The sequence below is a fragment of the Muriicola jejuensis genome, from assembly GCF_010671595.1.
In the GTDB taxonomy this organism is placed as follows: Bacteria; Bacteroidota; Bacteroidia; order Flavobacteriales; family Flavobacteriaceae; genus Muriicola; species Muriicola jejuensis.
In genome coordinates this window covers 77,915-102,825 of sequence record NZ_JAABOP010000003.1, presented here as the reverse complement: position 1 = coordinate 102,825, position 24,911 = coordinate 77,915, and the positions used below count along the sequence as shown (strand labels likewise).

The window sequence follows — 24,911 nt, the reverse complement described above, 5'->3', positions numbered from 1 at the left end:
AACTACTTCACTTCCTCAAAATCTACATCCTCCACATTATCTCCTTCTTTGGCGCCTTCGGCTGAGGCCTGTTCCCCATTAGAGGTAGGTCCGCCTTCCTGGGCAGCGGCCTGGGCTTTGTACATTTCCTCAGAAGCCACTTTCCATGCTTCGTTGATCTTCTCCAATGCAGGGGTGATCTTCTCCACATCCTTGGTTTCATAAGCCTTTTTCAACTCCTCGAGAGCAGATTCTATTGGCTTCTTCTTGTCATCAGACAGTTTGTCGCCGAATTCTCCGAGTTGTTTTTCGGTCTGGAAGATCATGGCATCTGCCTCATTGAGCTTGTCTGCCTTTTCCTTGGCCTTTTTATCAGCTTCCGCATTGGCTTCGGCCTCTGCTTTCATCTTTTCAATCTCTTCCTCGGTCAGACCTGAAGAGGCTTCGATCCGAATATCCTGGGTCTTATTGGTGGCCTTGTCTGTGGCAGTCACCTTGATGATCCCGTTGGCGTCGATATCGAAGGTCACCTCGATCTGTGGCGTACCCCTTGGTGCAGGTGGGATGCCGTCCAGGTGGAATCGCCCGATGGTCTTATTGTCTGTCGCCATGGGCCTTTCTCCCTGCAACACGTGGATCTCCACAGAAGGCTGGTTATCGGCAGCCGTGGAAAAGATCTGCGATTTCTTGGTAGGGATGGTCGTGTTCGCTTCGATCAGCTTGGTCATCACGCCTCCCATAGTCTCAATACCGAGGGAGAGGGGTGTTACGTCTAGCAGGAGAACATCCTTAACATCCCCTGTTAGCACACCTCCCTGTATGGCTGCCCCAATGGCAACCACCTCATCGGGGTTCACTCCTTTGGAAGGTTTTTTCCCAAAGAACTTCTCGACCGCCTCCTGAACGGCAGGGATCCTTGTGGATCCACCAACCAGGATGATCTCGTCTATGTCGCTTTTAGAGAGCCCGGCTGCTTTCAGCGCGGTCTCACAGGGTGCGATGGTTCTTTTGACCAGGTCTGCGATCAGCTGTTCGAATTTGGCCCTGGCAAGGGTCCTGACCAGGTGTTTAGGCCCGGTGGCCGTCGCTGTGACATAGGGCAGGTTGATCTCGGTCTGAGTAGAACTAGACAATTCGATCTTGGCCTTTTCAGCAGCTTCCCTCAAACGCTGTAACGCCATTGGGTCTTTTCTCAGGTCGATGTCTTCTTCCTTCTTGAATTCTTCTGCCAGCCAGTCGATGATCTTCTGGTCCACGTCATCTCCGCCCAGATGGGTATCCCCGTCTGTCGACAACACCTCGAATACCCCATCGCCCAATTCGAGGATGGATACGTCGTGCGTACCACCTCCGAAGTCGAATACAACGATCTTCTGGTCCTTGTGCTTTTTGTCGAGTCCATAGGCAAGGGAAGCCGCTGTGGGCTCGTTGATGATCCTCTCCACCTTCAGACCGGCGATCTCACCGGCCTCCTTGGTGGCCTGCCTCTGGGCATCGTTAAAGTAGGCAGGAACGGTGATCACAGCCCTGCTTACGGTCTGGCCAAGATAATCCTCGGCGGTCTTCTTCATTTTTTGGAGGATCATAGCCGACAATTCCTGAGGGGTGTACAGACGGCCGTCTATATTCACCCTGGGGGTGTCGTTATCTCCCTTCTCCACTTTATAAGGAACCCTTTCTGCTTCTTTCCTGGATTCGGAATATTTGTTCCCCATAAACCTTTTGATGGAGTAAATGGTCTTGTGCGGGTTGGTGACCGCCTGTCTCTTGGCTGGATCCCCAACTTTGATCTCACCACCTTCCACAAAAGCGATTACGGAGGGCGTAGTCCGTTTTCCTTCGGCGTTCGGGATCACGACCGGCTCATTTCCTTCCATGACGGAGACGCAGGAGTTGGTCGTACCCAAATCTATCCCAATAATTTTACTCATTTTATCGTTTTTTTATTAATGGATTCAAACGTTTTTCGCTAACAGAAATGTCAAACATAGTGCCAACCCCATAAAACTGACAGGTTGTCACATTGTCTGTGGCGCATTTGACTGAATCCCCTGATAATTAGGTGTTGTAGAAATAAAAAGTCGGAAGAATTAAGGCTTTGAGGATATCATCATCCTATTCGTCACATCCTTCTCTCCTGCGGGTATCAATAATGTGGAAGATCTTCCAGGTTCCTTTTTCCCGAAATAACTGGAAGGCATTGGCCCCGCAATGGCTGAGGTTGCCATTGACGTAAAAGGTGTAGGGAGTCCATGCCTGGGCAAGACTGCCATCTGTCCTGACCGAGATGGAGCTGAGGCGCTCTTCGATGATCACCGAATCCGGGATACTTGCGATCGACCTTAGAAAGTTGCCAAAAGGAACCGTCTGAACACTATCGGCCCCGGTGGATGATTTTCCCACCGTCTGCATCCGGATACCTGAGGAGACCATTTGACGCAGGGATACGGAGTCCCGGGTGTGGAAGGCTTCAAAAAATTTCTCAATGGCCATTTTTACCGATGTGTCAGCGTCTTGCTGTCCCTGTCCCGTCCACAGGGTAAACAGCATCACTGCGATCAAAATACTTCTCATCCCGAATTTCTTATGGATCTGTGTTACACCCGAAAGTACACATTAATCCCCAATTGATCTTTTCTCCTTACATTTATCCGGCAAATGAACTACTATGTCTGTCGGTAAAAAAGAATACAAAAGAGTGACTGTGAAATCGCTCGTAGACATGAAGAAGCAAGGCGAAAAGATCTCCATGCTCACGGCCTATGACTATTCCATGGCGAAGATCGTGGATGACGCAAAGGTTGATGTCATACTCGTAGGCGACTCGGCCAGTAATGTCATGGCCGGACACGAGACTACCCTGCCCATCACACTCGATCAGATGATCTACCACGCTTCCTCTGTGATCAGAGCTGTGAACAGAGCCCTGGTGGTAGTAGACCTCCCTTTTGGAAGTTATCAGAGTGATCCCAAGGAAGCCCTCAGGTCTGCCATCAGGATCATGAAGGAAAGCGGGGCTCACGCGGTAAAACTGGAGGGAGGGGAAGAGATCCGGGAATCCGTTAAAAGGATCCTCAATGCGGGCATCCCCGTGATGGGGCACCTGGGCCTTACCCCCCAGTCGATCTACAAATTCGGCACCTACTCCGTCCGGGCCAAGGAGGAAGACGAGGCGGAGAAACTTATGGAGGATGCAAAAATGCTGGAAAAGATCGGGTGTTTTTCCATCGTCCTCGAAAAGATACCGGCAGCGCTTACCAAAAAGGTCTCTGAGAGTATCTCCATCCCTACCATAGGTATAGGGGGTGGCCGACACGCCGATGGCCAGGTACTCGTGATCCACGACCTGTTGGGTATGACCCACGAGTTCAATCCCAGGTTCCTGAGACGATACATGAATCTCTATGAGGAAATGAGCGACGCGATCTCCCGTTATGTAAATGATGTGAAATCACTCGACTTCCCAAGTGAGGATGAACAATACTGAATGTCCGGAACGGGGATGACCCTCAACCTTAAAATGCAATTCGCAAACCTTTGTCCCTGACCAAGATCACATCCAATCCCGCCAATCTCCGGATCCTTTATGAAGACAATCACCTGATTGCCGTCAATAAAAGGGTGGGCGATATCGTGCAGGGAGACAAGACAGGCGATACGCCCTTAAGTGAACACGTCAAAGCCTACATCAAGGAGAAATACGACAAACCCGGGGAGGTCTTCCTGGGGGTGACACACCGACTCGACAGGCCCACCACCGGGGTGGTGGTATTCGCGCGTACCTCCAAGGCCCTGACGCGGATGAACAAGTTGTTCGCTTCAAAAGAAACCCGGAAGATCTATTGGGCCTTTGTGAAGAATACACCTATAAAAGAGGAGGAGGTCCTGGTCCACTGGCTTAAACGCAATCCCAAACAGAACAAATCCTATGCGTACCCCTCCGAGGTGGCCGGCAGCAAAAAGGCCGAACTGCGGTACAGGGTCTTAAGGCGACTGGATCGCTATACCTTGCTGGAGATCGAACTGATGACCGGCAGACACCACCAGATTCGGGCCCAGCTTTCGGCCATGGATTGCCCCATCAAAGGAGACCTGAAATACGGCTTTGATCGCAGCAATCCGGACGGGGGAATCCACCTGCACGCCAGGAGCCTGGGATTCGAACATCCGGTAAAAAAGGAATGGCTGGAATTGACGGCTGCCCCTCCGGACGACCCCCTTTGGAATGCCTGCCTGTAGATCCGGGGCTATCTGAGGACAGACAAGGCCTTCTCACGGATCACCTGGGCCACGGGTTTGTTCTCCAGGTGACTTTCCAGCCAGGAAAGGATATCCAGATATAAAAAGGCCCTTTTTTCGTAGGGATGGTCTTCCAGGGGTTTGAGCCGGTCGTACAAATTCTGGAATTCCGCCCTGAGGTCATTGGGGTAAATGTTCCCGAGGTTTCTCAGGAATTTGATCATCTCTTTTTGCACCTCGTGGAGATCGTTCATTTTGAGCAGGAACTTGTAGGTGCTCTTCAACTGCACCTCCAGGTGGTAGTCCATCCCGGCCTCGTAATGGGCCACCAGGCTGAGGACCCTGGCGAAGCACATGAGGTCTTCCCTCATCTTGAGGTTCTTGTTATTGATGATCTTTTTCAGGTAGACGATGCAGTTCTTATTATCCCCCACCCCGAAGTACAGACAGGCGATCTTGTAGTAAAATACCATGATGTGGTGCTCATCTATGCGGTCCCTGTGTTTGTTGATACCGTACTCTATGATGCGGACGAGGTACAATCCCTTGTCGAAAGTGCCTTTCAAAAAATGCAGGTTTAGCTTATTCGCATTGATGTAGAGGAAACTCAGGGATGCGATGTTATCATTGGATGGGAAGTCTTTTTTAGCGACCGTTTTTTCCATGTTCTCCAGAACGCTTTCGAATTGTGAGGCGTATTTGACGTAAAAAAGGGATTCCAGCAGGTAATGATTCCCCTTCAGGAAAAAGACCGGGTTCAGCCCTATCATCTCCTCATACTCGTAGAACAGATCTACCCATTTACTGGCGTATTTGTAGCAGGAGAGAAAATCCTGGGTCAGGAAACTATACCACAAATGAGCCTTGTACAACCAAAGCTTTTCCCGGAATCCCAGGGTATTGATGTCATAGGTCGGGAGGTGGGAATCGAAATACGTCTTCACGCGGGCCAGGTCCTCTTCGTTCCGCACATATCCTACCTTGAGCATCATACTGTACAATTGCAGGGAGAGGTTGGATAACTTGCTGGTCATCACATTCTGCTCGGACAGGGTCTTGGCCTGTACAGCCAGTTCGTCGGCCCTGTCTGGGATACTGCGGGTGATGTACTGGGTCTCTATGATCTTTTCGAGCTCCACGATCTCATAGGCAATGTTCTTTTCCTCATTCTCTATGGCCGTCCACTTAACCTTATCGAGGATCTTGAGACTTTGCTTGTACAGACCTTTTTGATAGAGGATGGTGGCAAAATCGAGCTGTTCCCTCAATTGCACCCTGATATTCTGGTTCACGGGATTGAGTCGAAGGCTGACCAGGATCTGCTTGTAGAGATGGGCCTTCAGGTTGCTCAACTGGGCCTTTTTCACAATGCCGCTGGAGAGGATGGTCTTTTCATCATACGCTTTCATCTTGTCCATCAGGTTGAAAAGGGCCAGAAATTTGGCATCCGTATTCACCCCCAGCCTGCCCACATAGAGCTTAAACTGCCTCTTTTCGGACTTCGAAAGGGACTTGACCAGGACAAACAAGGCATCCTTATTGACATTTGTCATCGTAAAATGATATGCTTATACCGCTGATTTACAGCGTTTTATTAATATTAAAAAGTGTATTAACGTTGTAAATGCCTCAGAACCACTTATTTGGTTTTGCGAGGTTGTGATACATTCGTTATGGTGAGTAAAATTAAGTAATTCTAATGAGCAAAGATAAAGTATACATTTTTGATACTACCCTTCGTGACGGGGAGCAGGTTCCGGGGTGCAAACTGGATACCAAACAGAAACTCGTCATCGCCGAGCGGCTGGATACCCTCGGAGTGGATATCATAGAGGCCGGGTTTCCCATTTCGAGTCCGGGCGACTTCAATTCGGTGAAGGAAATCGCGAAAGTGGTAAAAAATGCCACGGTCTGCGGTCTGACCCGCTCTGTGAAAAAGGATATAGAAGTGGCCGCCGAGGCTCTGAAAAAGGCCAAAAAACCGCGTATCCATACGGGGATAGGCACTTCGGATTCACATATCCAGTACAAGTTTAATTCCACCAGGGAAAAGATCATGGAAAGGGCCGTAGAGGCCGTCAAATACGCGAAATCCTTTGTGGAGGATGTTGAATTCTACGCTGAGGATGCCGGGAGGACAGACAATGAGTACCTCGCCCGTATCTGTGAAGAAGTGATCAAGGCTGGTGCCACCGTTCTGAATATACCGGACACAACCGGCTATTGCCTGCCGGAAGAATACGGCGCCAAGATGAAATATTTGAGGGAGAATGTGAAAGGCATAGATAAGGCCATCCTTTCCTGCCATTGCCACAATGACCTTGGTCTGGCCACGGCCAATTCCATCGCAGGAGTCATCCATGGAGCCAGACAAATAGAATGCACTATCAACGGTATCGGAGAACGGGCCGGAAACACTTCCCTGGAAGAGGTTGTCATGATCCTCAGGCAACACCCCTACCTCAACCTGGATACTGGTATCAACAGCAAACTGCTGTTCAGCACCAGTCAGATGGTCTCTGAAAAAATGGGAATGCCGGTACAGCCCAACAAAGCGATCGTAGGATCCAATGCCTTTGCCCACAGTTCAGGGATCCACCAGGACGGTGTGATCAAGAAGAGGGAAACCTATGAGATCATAGATCCCAACGACGTGGGAGTAGATCATTCCTCCATCGTGCTCACCGCCAGGAGCGGCAGGGCAGCGCTCGCCTACAGAGCAAAAAAGATCGGCTACGAACTCACCAAGGTTCAATTGGATGCGGTCTATGAGCAGTTCCTCCTTTTCGCTGATCGAAAGAAAGAAATCCTCGATGAGGATATCCATGAGATCGTGGAATCCGCGGATGTCAATATTGAAAGTCTCGCCTGATCATGAAACTCCAGATCGCCCTGCTCAAAGGTGATGGCATTGGCCCGGAGGTCACAGCACAGGCCGTTAAATGCCTCCAGGCCGTGGAAGAGACCTTTGGTCACGAATTCCATTTTAAAGAAGCCCTCGTAGGAGCGGCGGCAATGGATGCCTATGGGGATCCCCTCCCGGAGCAAACACTGGAACTTTGCAAAAAATCGGATGCCGTACTCTTTGGAGCCATAGGAGATCCGAGGTATGACAACGATCCCAGCGCAAAGGTCCGTCCTGAACAGGGGTTGTTAAGGCTTAGGAAAGAACTGGGCCTGTTTTGCAACATACGCCCTATCAAGGTCTTCCCTACCCTTATGGAAAAATCGCCCTTGAAGAAAAAAGTGATTCAAGGCACGGACTTTGTGATCTACCGGGAACTTACCGGGGGTATCTATTTTGGAGAGAAATCCCTCAGCGAGGACGGAACGACGGCTACGGACAGCTGTACCTACACGGAGGCAGAGATCAGCCGAATCGCCCACCTCGCCTTTAAGGCCGCCAAGGGCAGGAGGAAAAAAGTGACCCTGGTAGACAAGGCCAATGTCCTGGAATCGAGCCGGTTGTGGCGACGTGTCGTCACCAAGATCGGGGAGAGCTACCCTGAGGTGACTCTGGATTGCATGTTTATAGACAATGCGGCCATGCAGCTTCTGCTCAAGCCCAGCCAGTTCGATGTGATCCTGACCGAAAATATGTTCGGAGACATCCTGTCTGACGAGGGAAGTGCCGTTGGCGGATCTATTGGACTCCTGCCCTCGGCCTCCACGGGGGAGCACCACGCCCTGTTCGAACCCGTCCACGGCTCTTATCCTCAGGCCGCCGGAAAGGATATCGCCAATCCCATAGCCTCTATCCTCTCTGCAGCCATGTTGCTGGATCATTTCAAACTCGATGAAGAATCGAGGGCAGTGGTGATCGCCGTGTTGAAATCTATCAAAAAGGGAGTGGTCTCCCCAGATCTCAGTACTTCAAGTAAATACGGGACCAGTCATATAGGCGATTTCATCTCCGGGAATATCCGGGATTCCGACGAGTACCTGATCCTGAATAAAGAGAATATCTGGTTGGGAAAATCAACCATCATTTGATTATTTTGTTTTACCACCACCAAAGGCCTTTCGCAAAACGGAAGGCCTTTATTTATTCGGCCAGCAATTCCTGCACAAAGCCGTGGAACTCCTCCTTGAAAGCCGTGTATTTCTCCCCTGTGGCTGGCCCGTTAAATCCGGTGTGTATCTTTCTGACCTTTCCATCCCTGTCGATAAATACAGTCGTGGGGTACGACAGGACGTGGTTCAGCATGGGCAGTTTTTCGTTAGCCGATTTCTTGTCGGAACTCCCATACTGCGCGAGGACGATGGGATAAGGAACACCAAGGCGGTCCTTGAGCCTCCGGATTCCCTTGAAAGCGGCTTCTTCTGTCCTGGCGTATTCGAAAGCCAGAGAGATCACCTTCAGGTCTTCCTCTCCGTGATCCTTCAGGTAATCCACCAGGAACCTGGTCTCGTCCATGCAGTTCGGGCACCAGGTCCCCATGATCTGCAGGATGACCACCTTATCCCGGTATTCGGGATCCTCAGGAGAAATCAATTTACCATTTTCATCGGGAAAGGAAAAGTCGACTCCCTCATACCCCTCTTTGAGATAGGTCAGGGAGGTCTCATCCGGTAATTCATAAGCTTCATTTCTTTTTCCTACAAAGGGTTCCTGAAAGTGATTTCCTGAAAAGAAAGTCCCTGTCATGGTACTGTCCGTTATCCTGGCCAGAAACAGGAATACATGGGCTCCGTCAAAGGTCGACAGTTTAAGGGAATCCCCCTGAACAATGCCTTCCAGATAGCGGTAGTCGCCGGTTGTGGTCCTGAAAGTACCGGTGACCTTGTTCCCTTCCTGCTCAAAAATCCCCTTGGCCTGATATTCGTCCTTTGTACCCTTGCTGAAATAGGTCTCCCAAATACCGGCTACCTGCACTTCGGCCGAACTGTCCCCTTTGAAGCGGTCAGGATCGCCATGAGAAGCTCTGAAGGGTACCCGCCTTTCGAGGTCCTCTTTGATGAATTCGCCCTGCATGGAATCCTCTGTGAATGTACCTGCTATATACCCGTCAAAAACAGGCATTCTGATGATGATGGAATCCTTGTTCGTGCTGATCTCATCGATGGCTAGGACTTCGGCTGCATTGTATACTTCCATCAGGTATCCGGCCTGGCCCTTTTTCAAGTTAAATGTAAAGGGCAGCTCATTCCCGTCCTGTACGACCATCACACCCCTCCAGGTCCCGGATAAGAGATTGGGTTGTTTTTCTTCCCCACAGGAAAAGAGGAGGGATATCACTGCCAACAAATAAACAAATTTCTTCATGGGATCGATTTGAGCTGCAAATATCGCAATTCAGGAATAAACAATGTTTGCAAAATTAAAGATGAAAGCGGTCAGGACCTTTGAATGTAATAGACCATTGTTTTATCTTTGATCGCTTAAGGAGCGTCCATGCAAATTTCTTACAACTGGCTAAAACAGTTCCTGCCGATCGACTGGGAGCCCACCCGGGTGGCGGAACTTCTGACGGATCTCGGACTGGAGGTGGAAGGTATTTCCCCCTTTGAATCCGTCCGGGGTGGATTGAAAGGGGTGGTCGTGGGGCATGTCCTCACCTGTGAAAAGCATCCCAATGCCGATAAGCTCAAACTCACGACCGTTGACGTCGGTTCGAAAAAGGTCGTACAGATCGTCTGTGGCGCTCCCAATGTCGCCAAAGGCCAGAAAGTACCCGTGGCCACGGTGGGGACCACCCTGTTCATGAATAACGGGGAAACCCTTAAAATCAAGAAAGGTAAGATACGTGGGGAGGTCAGCGAAGGAATGATCTGCGCCGAGGACGAACTGGGGCTGGGTGAAGACCATGCGGGTATCATGGTTCTCGAAAATGCGCTCAAACCCGGGACACCTCTTTCCGAACTCTATGAGATCGAAAACGACCAGGTGTTCGAGATCGGCCTGACCCCCAACAGGGCAGATGCCATGAGCCATTTCGGTGTAGCCAGGGACCTGAAGGCCGGGCTGCGGCAAAAAGGTATTCAAAAGGAACTGCTGACACCTTCCATCAGTAATTTCATCGTGGCCAACAGATCCAGAAAGATCGCCGTTTCCGTAGAGGATCACAACCTCGCCCCCAGATATTGCGGGGTGACCATCAGCAACCTCATCGTACAGCCCTCTCCCAACTGGCTTAAAAACAGGCTGAAGGCCATTGGCCTGAAACCGATCAACAATGTAGTCGATGCCACCAATTATGTGCTGCATGAATTAGGCCAGCCCCTGCACGCCTTTGATGCTGACAGGATCTTCGGAAAACAGATCATCGTCCGGACGGTTGAGGGCGGGACGCCATTTATGACCCTCGACGGGGAGGAGAGGATCCTCCACGAAGATGACCTGATGATTTGCGATGGCGAAAAACCGATGTGTATTGCCGGTGTGTTCGGCGGTATCAATACCGGAGTCACTGAAAATACCAAGGCCATTTTCCTTGAGAGTGCTTTCTTTGACCCTGTAACTATCCGCAAGACTGCCAAAAGACACGGACTGAGCACCGATGCCTCCTTCAGGTTTGAAAGAGGGGTCGATATCAACAACGTGGAATACGCCCTGCAGAGGGCGGCCTTGCTCATTTGTGAGCTCACGGGAGGAGACATCTCGTCCGACCTCGTAGACCTTTATCCCAAAAAGAAAGAGGATAACCAGGTCTTCCTGACTTTCGAGAAGATCAACAAGCTAATCGGGCAAGAGATCCCACGGGATGTGATCAAATCCATCCTCACCTCCCTGGAAATCAAGGTGAAAAGCGTCACGGAAACGGGACTCGGGCTTACCATCCCCTTCTATCGAATCGATGTCACACGGGAGGTGGATGTCATTGAAGAGATACTCAGAGTCTACGGGTACAACAATGTCGATTTCGATCCCAAGTTACACGCGTCCATAGCGACCACTTCCAGGTTCGAAGACCACATACTCCAGAACAAGGTGGGCGGAATGCTGGCTGCCAGAGGGTTTTTCGAGATCCTTTCCAACAGCCTGACGAATCCGGAATACAAAAAATTATTGGCTGAGGAAAAGGGCAGTGAAGTCAGGGTGATCAATCCCCTCAGTTCAGAACTCTCCGCCCTCAGATCTTCCATGCTCTTCTCATCCCTGGAGGCGGCAGCGTACAATATCAACCGGAAACGGAACGACCTGAAACTCTTCGAATTCGGGAAGACCTACCATCCTTCAGGAACCGGCCACGAGGAGAAACAACGTCTGTCCCTGCTGGTCACCGGTAACCGGACCCAGGAAAGCTGGACCCTGCCCTCCAGGCAATCCGACTTCTTTTATCTCAGGGCGGTGGTTGAGCAGATTCTCACGAAAATGGGAATAACGCAATACCAAACCCGAACCTGTGGGGGAAGCGTTTTCAGCGAAGGGCTGACCTTTGCTAAAGATCAGCATGACCTGGTTAGCCTGGGGGTCGTGAGCAGTGCCATACAAAAGCGGTTCGATATCAAGCAGGAGTTGCTGTATGCCGATTTTAACTGGGATGTCCTTTGCTCCCTGGTGGCTCGAAATGAGATCATCTTCAGGTCCATCCCGAAGTTCCCTTCGGTAAGGAGGGATTTTGCGCTCCTGCTAGACCAGGATGTCCCCTTTAACAGACTGGAAGAACTGGCGTACAAAGCCGAGAACAAGTTATTGAAAGACCTTTCACTCTTCGACGTGTACACCGGTGACAAACTTCCGGAAGGAAAAAAGTCCTACGCCGTGAGCTTTACCCTGCAGGATGAGAGCAAGACGCTTACAGACAAGCAAATAGACAAGATCATGAACAAGATCAAGTCGGCCTTTGAAAAAGAACTGGGAGCAGTATTGAGGTAATCCTAAAGGGGTTTGGGTAAGATGACGCTGTCAATGGTATGTATAATACCATTGCACTGATCTGTATCTGCCGTCGTGATCCGTGCCTTGTTTCCCATTCCATCCGTGAGGATGATATCCACACCTTCTATGGTCGCCCTGATCTTTTTACCCTGGACGGTGGTAAAAGAAGCCTTGCCATTCCCCTTTACCAAAGCATTCAGGATCTTGGATGCAGAAAGGGAACCAGCCACCATAAAATAAGTGAGCATTTCTCGCAGTTTGTGCTTGTTCTCAGGCCTCATCAAGCTGGAAATTTCCTCAGAGGACCATTTGTGAAACGCCCGGTCTGAAGGGGCGAAAATGGTGAAGGGTCCGTCCGAATCCAACAACAGGTCGAGTTCCGTGGCCTTCAGGGCAGTGGTAAGTGTAGTATAATCTCCAGATTCCACCGCGGAGGTAAAGATCGTCTTCTTGAATTCGGAATAAGGCTTCACGGCCTGTGACCATACGGTACCGCATAGCAGGATAAAGGAAATCCGAATAAGAATTCTGTTCATTTTCATTTGGGGATCCTATGGTAGGATATACTTTTCGATGAACGGTATCAAAAGCCCGACAATATACAATGTTTGGAAGGAGAATGGGTGACGGGGCAGGAGTCCCTCAACAAATTTAACATATATTTAACAATTTATGTGTCCTGGAGCGGTGTTGCTTTGATTGCACTTAATATGTATTTTTGCTCAAATTGCTAAAAGAAAAAGAATGTTATTGAAAAGAACCAATATCGAGGACAAACTCGCCCTCGAATCGCGTAAAAGCGGTGCCCAGGAACACATCATAGACTCGGTTTACCAACTCCTGAAGGAGGATAATGCCCGGGAGGAGCAGATTCAGGCACGCCTGGGAGGCAAGGGAAATGCAGTGGATAACGCCTTTGATTTCGACCTGCTTGAAACCGACAGGATCTACCATCTGGACCAGATCAAGAAGATCTGCATAGACTACCGTCTGCGATTCCTGGATTCAAAATATTTCAAGGGGGAGATCCCCATGGAAGGGATCTCTAAGATCAAGTCCCTGGAGAAGGACCACGGGATCACTATCGAGGGATTCAAGATCATCGCCCCTTCCAAATTATTCAGGCTGGAAGACAAGGATGATCCTTTGTTGTTCGCCCCCATCGGGAACGGGTATTTCTATCTGATCCACCGCTGGGGAAATGACCTGCACCCTCTGAGGAAGGCACTGGCCTGGCCTTTTAAGAGTATTGTAAACCTCACTGCCGTGGTCTTGCTGATCTCTTATCTGTGCACGCTCATGGTCCCCGAAGGCCTTTTTTCCAAGAGCAGTTCTCAGGCCGAGTTCTGGATCATCTATTTCTTTATGTTCAAGTCTATAGCCTCCGTGGTTATTTTCTACGGCTTTGCCCTTGGGAAAAACTTTAACCCGGCCATCTGGAACAGCAAGTACTTCAATGCCTGATTTATATAAAGAGTCAAAAAAAAAAAAGCATTCTAATCGAATGCTTTTTTTATTTCCTGTCAGGCCGGTACCGCGTACATTTTTTCCCGGAGTTCCCGGATGCTCTTATCCGACATATAGTCGTCAAAGCTCAGGTAGCGATCGATGGTCTGCCTTGGAGTAAGTTCCACGATCCTGTTCGCCACGGTCTGGGCAAATTGATGGTCATGCGTGGTGAACAATACCGTACCCTTGAAATTTTTTAGTGAATTGTTGAAAGCTGTTATGCTTTCAAGATCGAGATGGTTCGTAGGTTCATCCAGCATAAGTACATTGGCCCTGAGCATCATCATCCGGCTGAGCATACACCTTACCTTCTCCCCTCCTGAAAGGACCGTACATTTTTTGAGGGCTTCTTCCCCACTGAACAGCATTTTCCCCAAAAATCCTCTCAGGTAGACCTCTTCCTTCTCTTCCTCGGTTTTTGACCATTGCCGCAGCCAGTCCACCAGGTTGATATTCTCAGTAAAGAAGGAACTGTTGTCTGCCGGAAGGTAGGACTGGGTGGTGGTCACTCCCCACTGGTATTTCCCGGAATCCGGCTTGCGATTCCCGTTGATGATCTCGTAGAAAGCAGTGGTGGCTCGGGAATCCCTTGACAGGACCGCTATTTTGTCGCCCTTGGCGAGGTTGAGGTTGAGGTTGTCAAAAAGAATGCCGCCATCCTCGCTCAGCGCAGACATCCCTTCAATGTGGAGGATCTGGTCACCCGCTTCCCGTTCACGATCGAATATGATGGCCGGATACCTTCTGGAGGAGGGCTTAATGTCCTCTATTTTGAGCTTATCCAGCATTTTCTTCCTCGAAGTGGCCTGTTTGCTCTTAGCGACATTGGCGCTGAAACGCATGATGAACTCCTGCAATTCCTTGGCCTTCTCCTCGGCTTTCCTGTTCTGTTGTGCCCGTTGCCTGGCGGCGAGCTGACTGCTCTCGTACCAGAAAGTGTAGTTCCCCGAGTAGAGGTTCAGTTTCCCAAAATCAATATCGACGATATGGGTACATACGGCATCCAGGAAGTGACGGTCGTGTGATACGACAATTACCGTGTTCTCGTAATTGGCCAGGAAATTTTCAAGCCACTCTATGGTTTCGTAATCCAGGTCGTTGGTAGGCTCGTCCATGACCAGTACATCGGGGTTACCGAACAGGGCTTGAGCCAGGAGGACCCTTACCTTTAATTTGGCGTCCATTTCGGACATCTGGGTGAAATGGAACTCTTCCTTTATCCCTAAACTGGACAGCAGGGCCGCGGCATCGCTGTCGGCATTCCAACCGTTCATCTCCTCAAAGGTCACCTGTAACTCCCCTATCCTTTCAGCGTTTTCATCGGAGTAATCCGCATAGAGCGCATCGATCTCCTTCTTGATCTCAAAAAGGGGTTTGTTTCCCATGACCACGGTCTCCAATACCGTGCTATCGTCATTTGCGTTGTGGTCCTGCTCCAGGACGGACATGCGTTTGCCGTGTTCCAGGCTCACCCGCCCGGAGGTTGGATCGGACACCCCGGAAAGGATTTTTAGAAATGTGGATTTCCCGGCTCCATTCGCCCCGATCACCCCATAACAGTTCCCTTGAGTGAAACTGATGTTGACCTCATCGAACAGAACGCGCTTTCCGAATTGTACAGACAAATTTGAGACAGATAGCATAGCGTTGCTTTAAAAATTTTTGCAAAAGTAGTCAAATCCTCCCGAAGTACAAGAGGGCCTTAGAGGCGGGCATCCTCTAAAGAGGGTGTTAAACCCTGCATTTTTAACGCCCTATTAACAAGGCGCACGTCCTGCATTATGTAGCTTTGTTAGCGGTGATTGAACCTTTTATGAATAGACTTTTACTCCTTTCTATCCTGGGATTATTCTTTGGGAGCTGCCATCAAGATGAAAGCGACTCCAAGCGGGTCATCTTCGCAGGAGAAATTGTAAATCCCACCAGTGAGCAGGTAGTCCTCTTTAAAGGGGAACAAGCATTGGATACGGCCGTCCTGGATGAGAATAATCGTTTTGTCTTCCGGCTCGACTCAGTGGCGGAAGGCCTCCACCACTTTGTCCACAGGCCAGAATCCCAATACGTGTATCTCGAAAGCGGCGACAGCCTGCAGATCAGATTAAACACTACTGACTTTGATGAATCCCTTGTTTTTTCAGGAAAAGGGGAAGAGATCAATAATTTTATTCTAGAATTATTCCTTACCCGGGAAGACGAGGAGGAGCTCATCAGTTCGTATTATTACCTCGAACCTACAGAATTCCACAAGAAAATAGATTCCCTGAAGGCGACGAAACTTGCCCTGCTCAATCAGATTGAGATGGAATACGAGATCTCCGCCAATGCTTCGGAACTGGCCAGGTCCTTCATAGACTACGGCTCTCATATTTCCATGGAAGCCTATCCCTTTTTTCACAGGAGGAGAAGTGGGGAAGTCAAGATCCACGAAGACCTGCCGGCCTCCTTTTACGATTACAGGAAGGAAATCAACTACAACGATCAAAAGCTCACTTACCTGAGGCCGTATTTCAACTTTATGAAATACCATATCAGCAACCTGGCGTATAACGACTGTAAAAAACACTGTGAGGACGACCTTGAGAATGCTAACAGGCAGTTGCATTTCAATCAACACAAATTAAGGCTGATAGATAGTCTGGTGTCCCAGAAGGAACTCAGGGATAACCTTTTCCGCAACGTGGCTATCGATTACCTCTTAAAGCACGACACCGAGGAGAACACCACGGTTTTCATTAATTCCTTCAAGAAATATTCGGAGAACAATTCTCACAACACGGAGATCTACACCTTGTATCAGGGTATTATCAACATGCAACCCACCAAGGACCTGCCGGATTTTACGGTCATGTCTTATGAAGGAGAAAAGATCAGGATATCCGATATCGAAAAAGGAGACTCCGTGGTTTTCTATTTCTGGTCAGGTACCGAGCCCGGACATTTCAGGAATATCAACAAACGCATAGAGGAGCTCAAGCAGAAATATCCGGATTATCGCTTTGTGGGCCTGAACATGAGGACCGATATGGCCAAGTGGAAAAGCATGGTCAGAATGAACGGGTTGGATGAGGCCGAACAATACTGGACCGAGGATTACGACCAGACCGTTCAGACCCTGATCGTCTATGATCCCAATAAAGCCATCCTCTCCAAGAACGGGAAGATCATCGATGCCTTCTCTCACCTATACCGATCCTTCTGATCGGTGAGATCAAATCAATTGCCTTTCTTGTAGTCTGCCAGGAATTTTTCCAACCCTATATCCGTCAGAGGATGCTTTAACAGTCCTTCGATGGATGAAAGAGGTCCGGTCATGACATCGGCGCCCAATTTGGCGCAATCGATCACGTGCATGGTATGGCGTATGGATGCCGCAAGGATCTGGGTCTCGAACTCGTAATTGTCGTAAATGAGCCGGATCTCAGAGATCAGGTTAAGCCCGTCTGTGGAAATGTCATCCAGCCTGCCCAGAAAAGGGGATACATAAGTAGCCCCTGCCTTGGCAGCCAGCAAGGCCTGCCCAGCGGAAAATACAAGGGTGCAATTCGTGCGGATCCCTTTATCTGAAAAGTATTTCAGGGCCTTTACCCCGTCCCTGATCATGGGTACCTTCACAACGATCTGCTCGTGCAGGTCTGCCAGTTCCTCCCCTTCTCTTACGATTCCCTTGAAATCCGTGGCGATCACCTCCGCAGAGACGTCACCGTCTACGATATTACAGATGTCCACATAATGCTTGAGGATGTTGTTCCTTCCCGTAATGCCTTCCTTGGCCATAAGGGAAGGGTTGGTGGTAACCCCATCGAGCACGCCCAACTCCTGGGCTTCCCTGATCTGGTCTAAATTCGCGGTATCGATAAAAAATTTCATGGGTTTTCGTTTTGATAGTGATTTTAAAAATACGCTGCCTCACAGCAGTGCAAAGCTACAATTTATAATGGTTTCGCAACAGCCTCTCATAGAGTTTGCCGGGGAGCAGTCTTTTGAGGACGACCGATAAGCGCTGCATAAAACTCCCTACCTTATAGTGTACCTTGGGAGAAGGATCACGGAGGATGGCGAACACTTTTTCTGCCACCTGAACGGGATCCCCGGCCTGGTCCACATGGTCGTTGATCATTTTCAGGGTGGCTTCATAAGGAGCGTGGTAAGGAGAATCAGGTCGCAAGGGGGCGTGAAACCTCCCGGCGGCTATGTTGGTCTTAAAATCTCCAGGTGCCAGGGTGGAGATCAGAATCCCGAAATCCCTGACCTCCAGCCGGAGTGCCTCCGTAGCCAGGTCGAGTGCCCCTTTGCTGGCCGAGTACACCCCCCGGTACGGAAGTCCCATTTTCCCGGCGATGGAAGTGATGTTGATCACCCTCCCGGATCCCTGTCGCCTCATGATGGGCAGTACGGCCTTCATCAAGTTCAGAGGCCCCGTAAAGTTTGTTTCGAATGCATTGAGGATGGCTTCGTTCGGGGTTTCTTCCAGCGGACCTGTGATGCCCACCCCTGCGTTGTTGATCAGGACGTCCAATCGGCCTTCCTCATCCAGCAATCGGTCAAGGGCTTTTTGAATGGTATCCGGTTTTCTTACGTCAAGCTCCAGTAGCCTGAAATCCTTAAAATCCTGTTGTTTTTCAAGACTGCGGGTGGTGCCATAGACCTTGTATCCCTTCTCGCTGAGATAATTCCCAACGGACCTGCCTATCCCTGATGAGCCTCCTGTGACCAGTACAATCTTCTTCTCCATACCAAATGCAAAGAAACGAATATTTCAGGGCCGACCCAAAAAGGATGGATGGGGACGAAACGCTCTTGAGAATTTCACTTTCGGGTACAAAAAAAGGCAAGCTACCTACATCGCACCGCTACGACCGTATACCCTTGCTGCGTTCCCACCCTGGGGGATTCTACAGGAGCTGGTCGTGTAGGACTTGCCTCATGCAAATATACAACCTTTTAAATTCAGGCCAATCGTTTCAGAGTTTTAAAAGTTTGGGCTAACTTGCTCCTAAATTGCATTTTGATCCATGAATTCCATTAAGTTCTTCATCCTTAATGTCTTGCTGTTATTTTTCCTGAGTTGTGGAGGCGAAAAAGACCCTGCATCCTTTTTTGGGCTGAAGTTCGAAAAGGGGAAAAAGGAATACAGGCCAAAGGATACCATTCGCCCCTTGATCCGCAATACAAAGGACCTTCCCGTAGATTCTCTGACATTGTCTATCCTGGGGAAAGAGCTCCCCTATGCCAACGGTGGCTGGGTACTGGATGTCGACAAATTAGGGGTCCACCCTCTTGTTGCCACCTTCAAATCAGAAGGGCAGGTAATTACCCTTTCGGAGGAGATCAAACTCCTGGCACCAAAACCCCCGCAACTGTACACTTATACCATCGTCAATGAATTTCCCCACGATATGACCTCTTTTACACAGGGGCTTGAATTCCACAGAGATACCCTCTATGAGAGCACGGGTTCCGGGGGCGGGGCGAAATCCTATATCCGCAAGATCGACTACAGGACGGGAGAGGTGTATCAGCAGGTAGACCTGGAGGAAGGGTATTTCGGGGAAGGGATCACCCTCCTAAACAACAAACTGTACCAGCTCACCTGGCAAGGAAAAAAGGGGTTTATCTATGACGCCCGATCCCTTGAACGCATCGATTCCTTCCAGTACGGAAAAAGTGAGGAAGGCTGGGGTCTTACCAATGATGGCAGATCACTGTACAAGAGCGATGGCACGGAGCGGATATGGCTCCTGGATCCCAATACGCTGGAGGAGGAAGATGCCATTCAGATCGTTACGGACAAGTCGATCTTCAACAAGGCCAACGAACTGGAGTATGTAGAGGGGAAGATCTACGCCAACGTGTGGCAGAAGGAGAGTATGATGATCATCGACGCAGGCAGCGGAGCGATTGAAGGGGTGGTAAACCTGGGCGGACTCCGGGAAAAGGTCAGACAGCACGACAAACTGGACGTCCTGAACGGGATCGCCTACCACCCGGAAAGAAAGACCTTTTTCATCACCGGCAAGAATTGGGACAAACTCTTTGAGATCACCCTCCAAAAAAAGGAATAGGATGACCTATGAAATGACCAAAGAGGTGGAGCGGGATGATCTGGACGAGCTGGAGCATGTAAACAATGTGCGCTATGTACAATGGATACAGGATATCTCCAAGGCTCACTGGGAATCCAGGGCCCCTGAAAGCATCCGAAAGAAGGTGATCTGGGTGGTCAGGCAACACCTGATTCAGTATAAAAATGCGGCAAAACTCGGGGATGTGCTGCAAATAAGGACATTCATAGAGAAATCGGAAGGAGCCATTTCTACCCGGGTCGTGGAAATGCAGGACCTACAAACGGGTCAGCCTATCGTCAGGTCCGAGACCGAATGGTGCCTGCTGGACGGGCAGTCACTCAGGCCTATGCGGATCCCTGAAGAGATCCGGTCCGTATTCATTGAGGACACTCACCCCTGAATTACAGCCTATGCGTTCTCTCATCATCACCATAGGGTCTCTTTGCTGCCTCCTCTGGTTTTCCTCCTGCCGGAAGGACTTCGAATATCTCCCCAGTTCCGGAAACCTCCAGTTCTCAAAGGATACCGTCTACCTGGATACAGTGTTTACGAATATCGGCAGTAGTACCTATAGCCTGAAGGTGTACAATCGGTCCCGGTCTGATATAGAGATCCCCAGCATACGACTTGAAGAGGGCGAAAACAGCCAATACCGCCTCAATGTAGACGGGCAGGCCGGCAAGAGTTTCCGGGATATTCCCCTCCTCTCCGGGGACAGCCTGTATATTTTTATAGAAACCACCTATGACATTGCGCCCACAGGTCAGAATGAATTTCTTTACATCGATCACATCCTGTTCGACCAGGGGGTAAATGAGCAACGGGTTCCCCTGGTGACCCTGGTACGGGATGCTGTGTTCCTCTTCCCTTCCACCCTGGCCGATGGCAGTAAGGAAAGCCTTCTGTTGGGGCTGGATGAAGAGGGAGGTGAATTGCGGATCTCAGGATTTCTCCTCGAGGACGATGAACTTCAGTTCACGAATGAAAAGCCCTATGTCATTTACGGGTATGCGGCAGTGGGGGATGGCAAGGTCCTGACGGTGGAAGCCGGTGCCAGGGTCTATTTTCATGAGGACTCAGGCATTCTCGTCGGAACCGGCGGAAGTATCCGAATCAATGGGATGTTGAGTGAGGTCCCGGAATTGCTGGAGAACGAAGTGATCTTCGAAGGAGACCGGCTCGAACCTGAATTTGAAGACGTTCCGGGGCAGTGGGGCGCGCTTTGGCTGGCCCCGGGAAGTGTGGATAATCAGATCTTTCACCTTACCCTGAGAAACGCTACTGTGGGTGTACTGGTGGAAGGGAATGCAGATTCGCCCTCTCCTGCCCTAGCCCTCTCCGGGGTACAGATCTACAACAGCTCGGTGGCCAACCTCTGGGGGCGTAACACCTCGGTGGCCGGGGAAAATGTGGTTCTCGGTAACGCCGGGGTGCACAGCCTGCTCCTGGACAGAGGGGGATCCTACCGTTTCCTTCACACGACCATTGCCAATCACTGGAGCAACGGATTTCGGACGGGAACGGCACTCAAGATCAGCACCTATGATGTCAATGATCCGGTAAACGGTACTGGGGGCGACCTGCTCCGGGCGGATTTCATCAACTGTATCACGGACGGGAACGGCTCCAGGGAACTCAGCCTGGAACAAAGGCCCGGATCTACCTTTTCCTTTTTCTTTTCCCATATGCTGCTCACCTTCAGGGACAGCTCGGGGGAATTTGAAGGGAACCCTCTATACGACTTCTCAAATACTTCCCTATATACCAGTATCTTCCTGAATTCCAACCCGGATTTTACGGCACCTTTCAGGAACGATTTTACCCTGGGTCCGGAATCTCAGGCTGCAGGAGTAGGAGATCCGGACGCTGCCCTGTCCGTTCCCCTCGACCTTCTGGGGAGGGATCGCACCCAGTCCCCTGCTTTGGGGGCTTACCAACAGTAGGTGAAAAGATATTAACAATTGACCCTATTTGTAGGATTTTTCTTTCTTTTATATTGATTTTCAGTATATTGGCCCTAAAACCATAAATATTCTAAGGGAATTCTATAGTCCTTATTCACAAAGGATTAGTAATTTTCCCACAATCTCGTGTTTATGGAGTACCGATACACCATAATCGATGCCAACGCCACCTCCAACCTGCAACTGCAGCACTTCCTGGAGGATCATGGTGAGTTTATCTGTGTGGATCGGGCGCTCGACAGTCGCGAAGGGATCAACGGGATCCTGAAGCACCTCCCCGACCTGGTCTTTATCAACCTCGAAGATGCGGCCATGGACTATTTTCTGATGGTTTCAGAACTGCATCAGTACATGAACGATCTCCCGCTTATCATCGGCGTCGCAAAGAGCAAGGAATACGCCTACCACGCCATCAAGAACGGATTTTACGACTACTGGTTGCTGCCCTACAATGAACTGGACATCCGCAAGACCCTGCTCAGGCTGAAGAAACAGCATCCCAAGGAGGTCAGTTCTCACACCATCTGCCTGAAATCTTACAAGGACTTCCAGTACCTGAACACGGATGAGATCCTCTATCTGCAGGCAGACAATAACGCCACGGATTTCGTGATGAAGGACGGCAGCGTGATCAGCGCCTTCAAGACCCTGAAGACCTTTGAAAAATCCTTGCCAAAGAACTTTATCCGTATCCACCAGAGCTATATACTCAATATGGACTACGTTTCCCGAATCAACTACGGCAAGAACATCTGTGCCTTAAAGTCCGGCAAAAAACAACTCCCCTTCTCCAAAACCTATAAGGACAACATCGACAGCCTCAAGAAAGTGCTGTCCCGGAACGCCATCTCTACCCTTAAATCGTAAAATTCTTACAAAAACAGGCGGAATACTCACAGAAACCCCCTGTTCACTAAAACAGGCCTTTCAGACATACGATCCTTGTGGGACTCGAATAGTTTAGTGGAAAATTAATTCACTAAAAAAAGACAACCACGATGAAAAAAGCAGCCTGTATTTTTGCCATAGCCCTGTTAAGCGCCTCTATGTTCTCCTGTACCAACGACACAGCCGAAGACCAGAAACTCTATGAAACCCAAGCTACGGATGGGAACAGCACTGGATCTACCGGACGAGATGGATAGATTAAAATTCAAAATGATATTTGAAGGAGCCTTACTATAAGGCTCCTTTTTTTATATTGTAATGCATTACAGATCATTCTATATGTCCAAGCTAATATTCGGATCCCTTTTACTGCTTTTATCGTTAATTCTATTTGGTTCCTGTAATAGAACTAATAATGAAAGAAATGCCCAGTACATAATTACTTTTCAAGATAGTCTGGAACATTGGCTAGCTCAAGCCAAAAACACTTCTAATACTGAAGATTTTAGAGTGCAACAACTCAATAAAATTGACAGGACTTTGGACACACTATTTGTTGATTCACTTAAAATGAAGTATTTGTCTCAACTCTCCATGATGTATTCTAGATTAAATCAAGGTGATTTGTTTTTTCAGACATATTACAAGTTGAGTTCTATTGCAACACAATTAAATGATTCTTCGAAATTAGCGGAGGCCTATTGGGATAAAGGAGCCTACTTTGACTCACCCATGATAGAAAACAGGGATAGTGCATATTATTATTTTAGAAAAGCGCAAAAAATCTTTGAGAATTTAGGTGAGGATAAAAATTCCGCTAGAGTATTGCGAAATATGGCCATTATTCAAACCAAAATCCATGATAACACCGGAGCTTTAGTAACCTTAACAAGAGCAATCGAATTATTAAAGCCTCTTGATGAATACAAAAGGTTATATGAAGTTTACACCGCCATGGGAATCGCTTCCGGAGCACTAAAGGAATACGATGAAGCCCTTGACTATTATAGGCTCGCAGAAGACCATCTGGAAAGGGCTAATCTTAGCGATAGAGAAAGGGCTTCTCTTGAAAATAATATCGGTTTAGTTTATTTGGATAAAGGAGAATACGATTCGGCAAAACCGATTTATGAAAAAGCGATACGTCGTGACAGTCTTCTTAATTTAAACCCAAGTCTTTATGCAAAAATAATGGGTAACCTGGCAATGACAGATTTCAATCTCGGAAATCTGGATTCAGTTGAAGATAAACTCTACAGATCTCAGTATATCCAGGATAGCATTGGTGATCAGGAAGGTCAATCTCGCAATTATTACAACCTGGCCCTGGTGAACAAGGAGATAGGCCGGAAGGCAGACGCTTTTATCTTTGCCGGCAACGCCCGCGACCTGGCCCGGGAGATCGACAACAACCTTCGTTATATGGAATCTCTAAAACTCCTGGCGGAGCTGGATCCAGAAAATGCGAACACCTACAATTTAGAATACATACGCATCTCGGACAGCCTGCAACAGGAAGAGAGGCGGATCCGCAACAAATTCGAGCGCATCCGCTTCGAGACGGAGGAGACCCAATCCAGAAACGAGCAGCTGGCCCGCCAGCGCTTTATATGGGCCGGCATCGCAGCCGGATTGCTGTTATTTGCGATCGCCCTCTCCATCATCGTCGTACAGAGGATCAAGAACCAAAGGCTCCGGTTCCAGCAACAGCAACAGGAGGCCAACCAAGAGATATTCAACCTCATGCTGGCCCAGAAACAGAAAGTGGAGGAAGGGAAGCAATCCGAACAGAAACGCATCTCCGAAGAACTGCACGACGGTATCCTGGGCGAGATGAACGGGGTGCGAATGATCTTGCTGGGGCTCAACAAAAAAGGGGATGAGGCCGCTATCTCCCTGAGGGAACAAGCCATAGAAAAACTCAAGGGGATACAGGAGGAGATCAGGTCTATCTCCCACGAACTCAACGATGCGTCCTACCAGAAGTTCAACAATTTCATGAACTCCATAGACGACCTCTTAAAGAACAGCTGTGAACCCGCCGGGCTCCATTACCATTTTTCCTATGACCAGGACCTGGACTGGGACCAGCTGGAAGGGTTTACCAAAATAAACCTTTACCGTATCCTGCAGGAAAGCCTGCAAAACTGCTTGAAACACGCCGGTGCGACCTCCATCTATGTCTCTTTTGAGATCGAAGGGTCGGATATCGCCCTGACCATTCAGGACAATGGGCGCGGTTTTGACACCGGAAAAGGGAAAAAGGGCATAGGCCATAAGAATATCGAATCGCGTGTCAAAAAGATCAAGGGCAGGTGGTACCTCAGGAGTGCCCCTGGCATTGGGACCACGGTTCTGGTGGAAATCCCCTTGGATCACATTTCCCGGGAAGCAAAAAAAGAAATATCTTTACCTAAAGACCTGCAGGAAGCATAAAACAGTAGA

21 protein-coding genes and 1 other RNA gene are annotated in these 24,911 nt (G+C 49.3%); 13 read left to right on the top strand and 9 right to left on the bottom strand.

The window, feature by feature from the left end; all coding sequences use genetic code 11:
• Window positions 1-2 precede the first annotated feature (2 nt).
• Window positions 3-1,910 (bottom strand): molecular chaperone DnaK, encoded by a 1,908-nt coding sequence (gene dnaK, locus GWK09_RS11350; protein ID WP_163693539.1) that lies wholly within the window; start codon window positions 1,908-1,910, stop codon window positions 3-5.
• A 184-nt stretch (window positions 1,911-2,094) separates the two neighbouring features.
• The gene (locus GWK09_RS11345) at window positions 2,095-2,553 is read right to left on the bottom strand and encodes a nuclear transport factor 2 family protein (protein ID WP_239530915.1); all 459 of its coding nucleotides are present in this window, start codon (window positions 2,551-2,553) and stop codon (window positions 2,095-2,097) included.
• Between the two features lie 94 nt (window positions 2,554-2,647).
• Here GWK09_RS11345 and panB point away from each other — a divergent pair, with 94 nt between their 5' ends.
• Window positions 2,648-3,466 (top strand): 3-methyl-2-oxobutanoate hydroxymethyltransferase, encoded by an 819-nt coding sequence (gene panB / locus GWK09_RS11340; RefSeq protein WP_163693538.1) that lies wholly within the window; start codon window positions 2,648-2,650, stop codon window positions 3,464-3,466.
• A 56-nt stretch (window positions 3,467-3,522) separates the two neighbouring features.
• Window positions 3,523-4,218, top strand: coding sequence for an RluA family pseudouridine synthase (locus GWK09_RS11335; protein WP_163693670.1), 696 nt, complete (start codon window positions 3,523-3,525; stop codon window positions 4,216-4,218).
• 8 nt (window positions 4,219-4,226) lie between these two features.
• Here the strand turns inward: GWK09_RS11335 and GWK09_RS11330 are convergent, their stop codons facing one another.
• Complete coding sequence (locus GWK09_RS11330) at window positions 4,227-5,771, bottom strand: hypothetical protein (RefSeq protein ID WP_163693537.1); 1,545 nt, start codon at window positions 5,769-5,771, stop codon at window positions 4,227-4,229.
• Window positions 5,772-5,917: 146 nt separating this feature from the next.
• On the opposite strand from GWK09_RS11330, the gene GWK09_RS11325 reads away from it, so the two are divergent.
• Window positions 5,918-7,090 (top strand): 2-isopropylmalate synthase, encoded by a 1,173-nt coding sequence (locus GWK09_RS11325; protein WP_163693536.1) that lies wholly within the window; start codon window positions 5,918-5,920, stop codon window positions 7,088-7,090.
• A gap of 2 nt (window positions 7,091-7,092) precedes the next feature.
• Window positions 7,093-8,211 carry a 3-isopropylmalate dehydrogenase gene (gene leuB / locus GWK09_RS11320; protein WP_163693535.1) on the top strand — a complete coding sequence of 373 codons (1,119 nt, stop codon included), beginning with the start codon at window positions 7,093-7,095 and terminating at the stop codon, window positions 8,209-8,211.
• A gap of 52 nt (window positions 8,212-8,263) precedes the next feature.
• On the opposite strand, the gene GWK09_RS11315 is transcribed toward leuB, so the two are convergent.
• Window positions 8,264-9,484 carry a peroxiredoxin family protein gene (locus tag GWK09_RS11315; protein ID WP_163693534.1) on the bottom strand — a complete coding sequence of 407 codons (1,221 nt, stop codon included), beginning with the start codon at window positions 9,482-9,484 and terminating at the stop codon, window positions 8,264-8,266.
• Between the two features lie 129 nt (window positions 9,485-9,613).
• Here GWK09_RS11315 and pheT point away from each other — a divergent pair, with 129 nt between their 5' ends.
• Window positions 9,614-12,037, top strand: coding sequence for a phenylalanine--tRNA ligase subunit beta (gene pheT, locus GWK09_RS11310; RefSeq protein ID WP_163693533.1), 2,424 nt, complete (start codon window positions 9,614-9,616; stop codon window positions 12,035-12,037).
• Between the two features lie 2 nt (window positions 12,038-12,039).
• Here pheT and GWK09_RS11305 read toward each other — a convergent pair whose 3' ends face one another.
• Complete coding sequence (locus tag GWK09_RS11305; RefSeq protein ID WP_163693532.1) at window positions 12,040-12,576, bottom strand: fasciclin domain-containing protein; 537 nt, start codon at window positions 12,574-12,576, stop codon at window positions 12,040-12,042.
• Between the two features lie 208 nt (window positions 12,577-12,784).
• Here GWK09_RS11305 and GWK09_RS11300 point away from each other — a divergent pair, with 208 nt between their 5' ends.
• Window positions 12,785-13,504, top strand: coding sequence for a hypothetical protein (locus GWK09_RS11300; RefSeq protein ID WP_163693531.1), 720 nt, complete (start codon window positions 12,785-12,787; stop codon window positions 13,502-13,504).
• Window positions 13,505-13,563: 59 nt separating this feature from the next.
• Here the strand turns inward: GWK09_RS11300 and GWK09_RS11295 are convergent, their stop codons facing one another.
• A complete protein-coding gene (locus tag GWK09_RS11295) occupies window positions 13,564-15,192 on the bottom strand; it encodes an ABC-F family ATP-binding cassette domain-containing protein (protein WP_163693530.1) in 1,629 nt (542 codons plus the stop codon).
• A 170-nt stretch (window positions 15,193-15,362) separates the two neighbouring features.
• Here GWK09_RS11295 and GWK09_RS11290 point away from each other — a divergent pair, with 170 nt between their 5' ends.
• On the top strand, window positions 15,363-16,748 hold the full coding sequence (locus tag GWK09_RS11290) for a TlpA family protein disulfide reductase (protein WP_163693529.1): 1,386 nt from the start codon (window positions 15,363-15,365) through the stop codon (window positions 16,746-16,748).
• Between the two features lie 14 nt (window positions 16,749-16,762).
• Here GWK09_RS11290 and fsa read toward each other — a convergent pair whose 3' ends face one another.
• The 3 genes from fsa to ffs all read right to left on the bottom strand — a co-directional run bounded on the left by fsa (window position 16,763) and on the right by ffs (window position 18,471).
• On the bottom strand, window positions 16,763-17,416 hold the full coding sequence (fsa, locus tag GWK09_RS11285; protein WP_163693528.1) for a fructose-6-phosphate aldolase: 654 nt from the start codon (window positions 17,414-17,416) through the stop codon (window positions 16,763-16,765).
• A gap of 55 nt (window positions 17,417-17,471) precedes the next feature.
• Window positions 17,472-18,281, bottom strand: coding sequence for an SDR family oxidoreductase (locus tag GWK09_RS11280; protein ID WP_163693527.1), 810 nt, complete (start codon window positions 18,279-18,281; stop codon window positions 17,472-17,474).
• Window positions 18,282-18,372: 91 nt separating this feature from the next.
• Window positions 18,373-18,471, bottom strand: an RNA gene (ffs, locus tag GWK09_RS11275) — signal recognition particle sRNA small type.
• A gap of 90 nt (window positions 18,472-18,561) precedes the next feature.
• Here ffs and GWK09_RS11270 point away from each other — a divergent pair.
• From GWK09_RS11270 to GWK09_RS11245, 6 genes are all read left to right on the top strand, one after another.
• Window positions 18,562-19,611: a glutaminyl-peptide cyclotransferase gene (locus GWK09_RS11270; protein WP_163693526.1), complete on the top strand. Its 1,050-nt coding sequence runs from the start codon at window positions 18,562-18,564 to the stop codon at window positions 19,609-19,611.
• Between the two features lies 1 nt (window position 19,612).
• Window positions 19,613-20,014 (top strand): acyl-CoA thioesterase, encoded by a 402-nt coding sequence (locus GWK09_RS11265; RefSeq protein ID WP_163693525.1) that lies wholly within the window; start codon window positions 19,613-19,615, stop codon window positions 20,012-20,014.
• A gap of 10 nt (window positions 20,015-20,024) precedes the next feature.
• Window positions 20,025-21,557: a hypothetical protein gene (locus tag GWK09_RS11260; protein ID WP_163693524.1), complete on the top strand. Its 1,533-nt coding sequence runs from the start codon at window positions 20,025-20,027 to the stop codon at window positions 21,555-21,557.
• 153 nt (window positions 21,558-21,710) lie between these two features.
• Window positions 21,711-22,445, top strand: coding sequence for a LytR/AlgR family response regulator transcription factor (locus GWK09_RS11255; protein WP_163693523.1), 735 nt, complete (start codon window positions 21,711-21,713; stop codon window positions 22,443-22,445).
• 131 nt (window positions 22,446-22,576) lie between these two features.
• Window positions 22,577-22,723, top strand: coding sequence for a hypothetical protein (locus GWK09_RS11250; protein WP_163693522.1), 147 nt, complete (start codon window positions 22,577-22,579; stop codon window positions 22,721-22,723).
• 697 nt (window positions 22,724-23,420) lie between these two features.
• On the top strand, window positions 23,421-24,902 hold the full coding sequence (locus GWK09_RS11245) for a tetratricopeptide repeat-containing sensor histidine kinase (RefSeq protein ID WP_163693521.1): 1,482 nt from the start codon (window positions 23,421-23,423) through the stop codon (window positions 24,900-24,902).
• The last annotated feature ends 9 nt before the right edge of the window (window positions 24,903-24,911 follow it).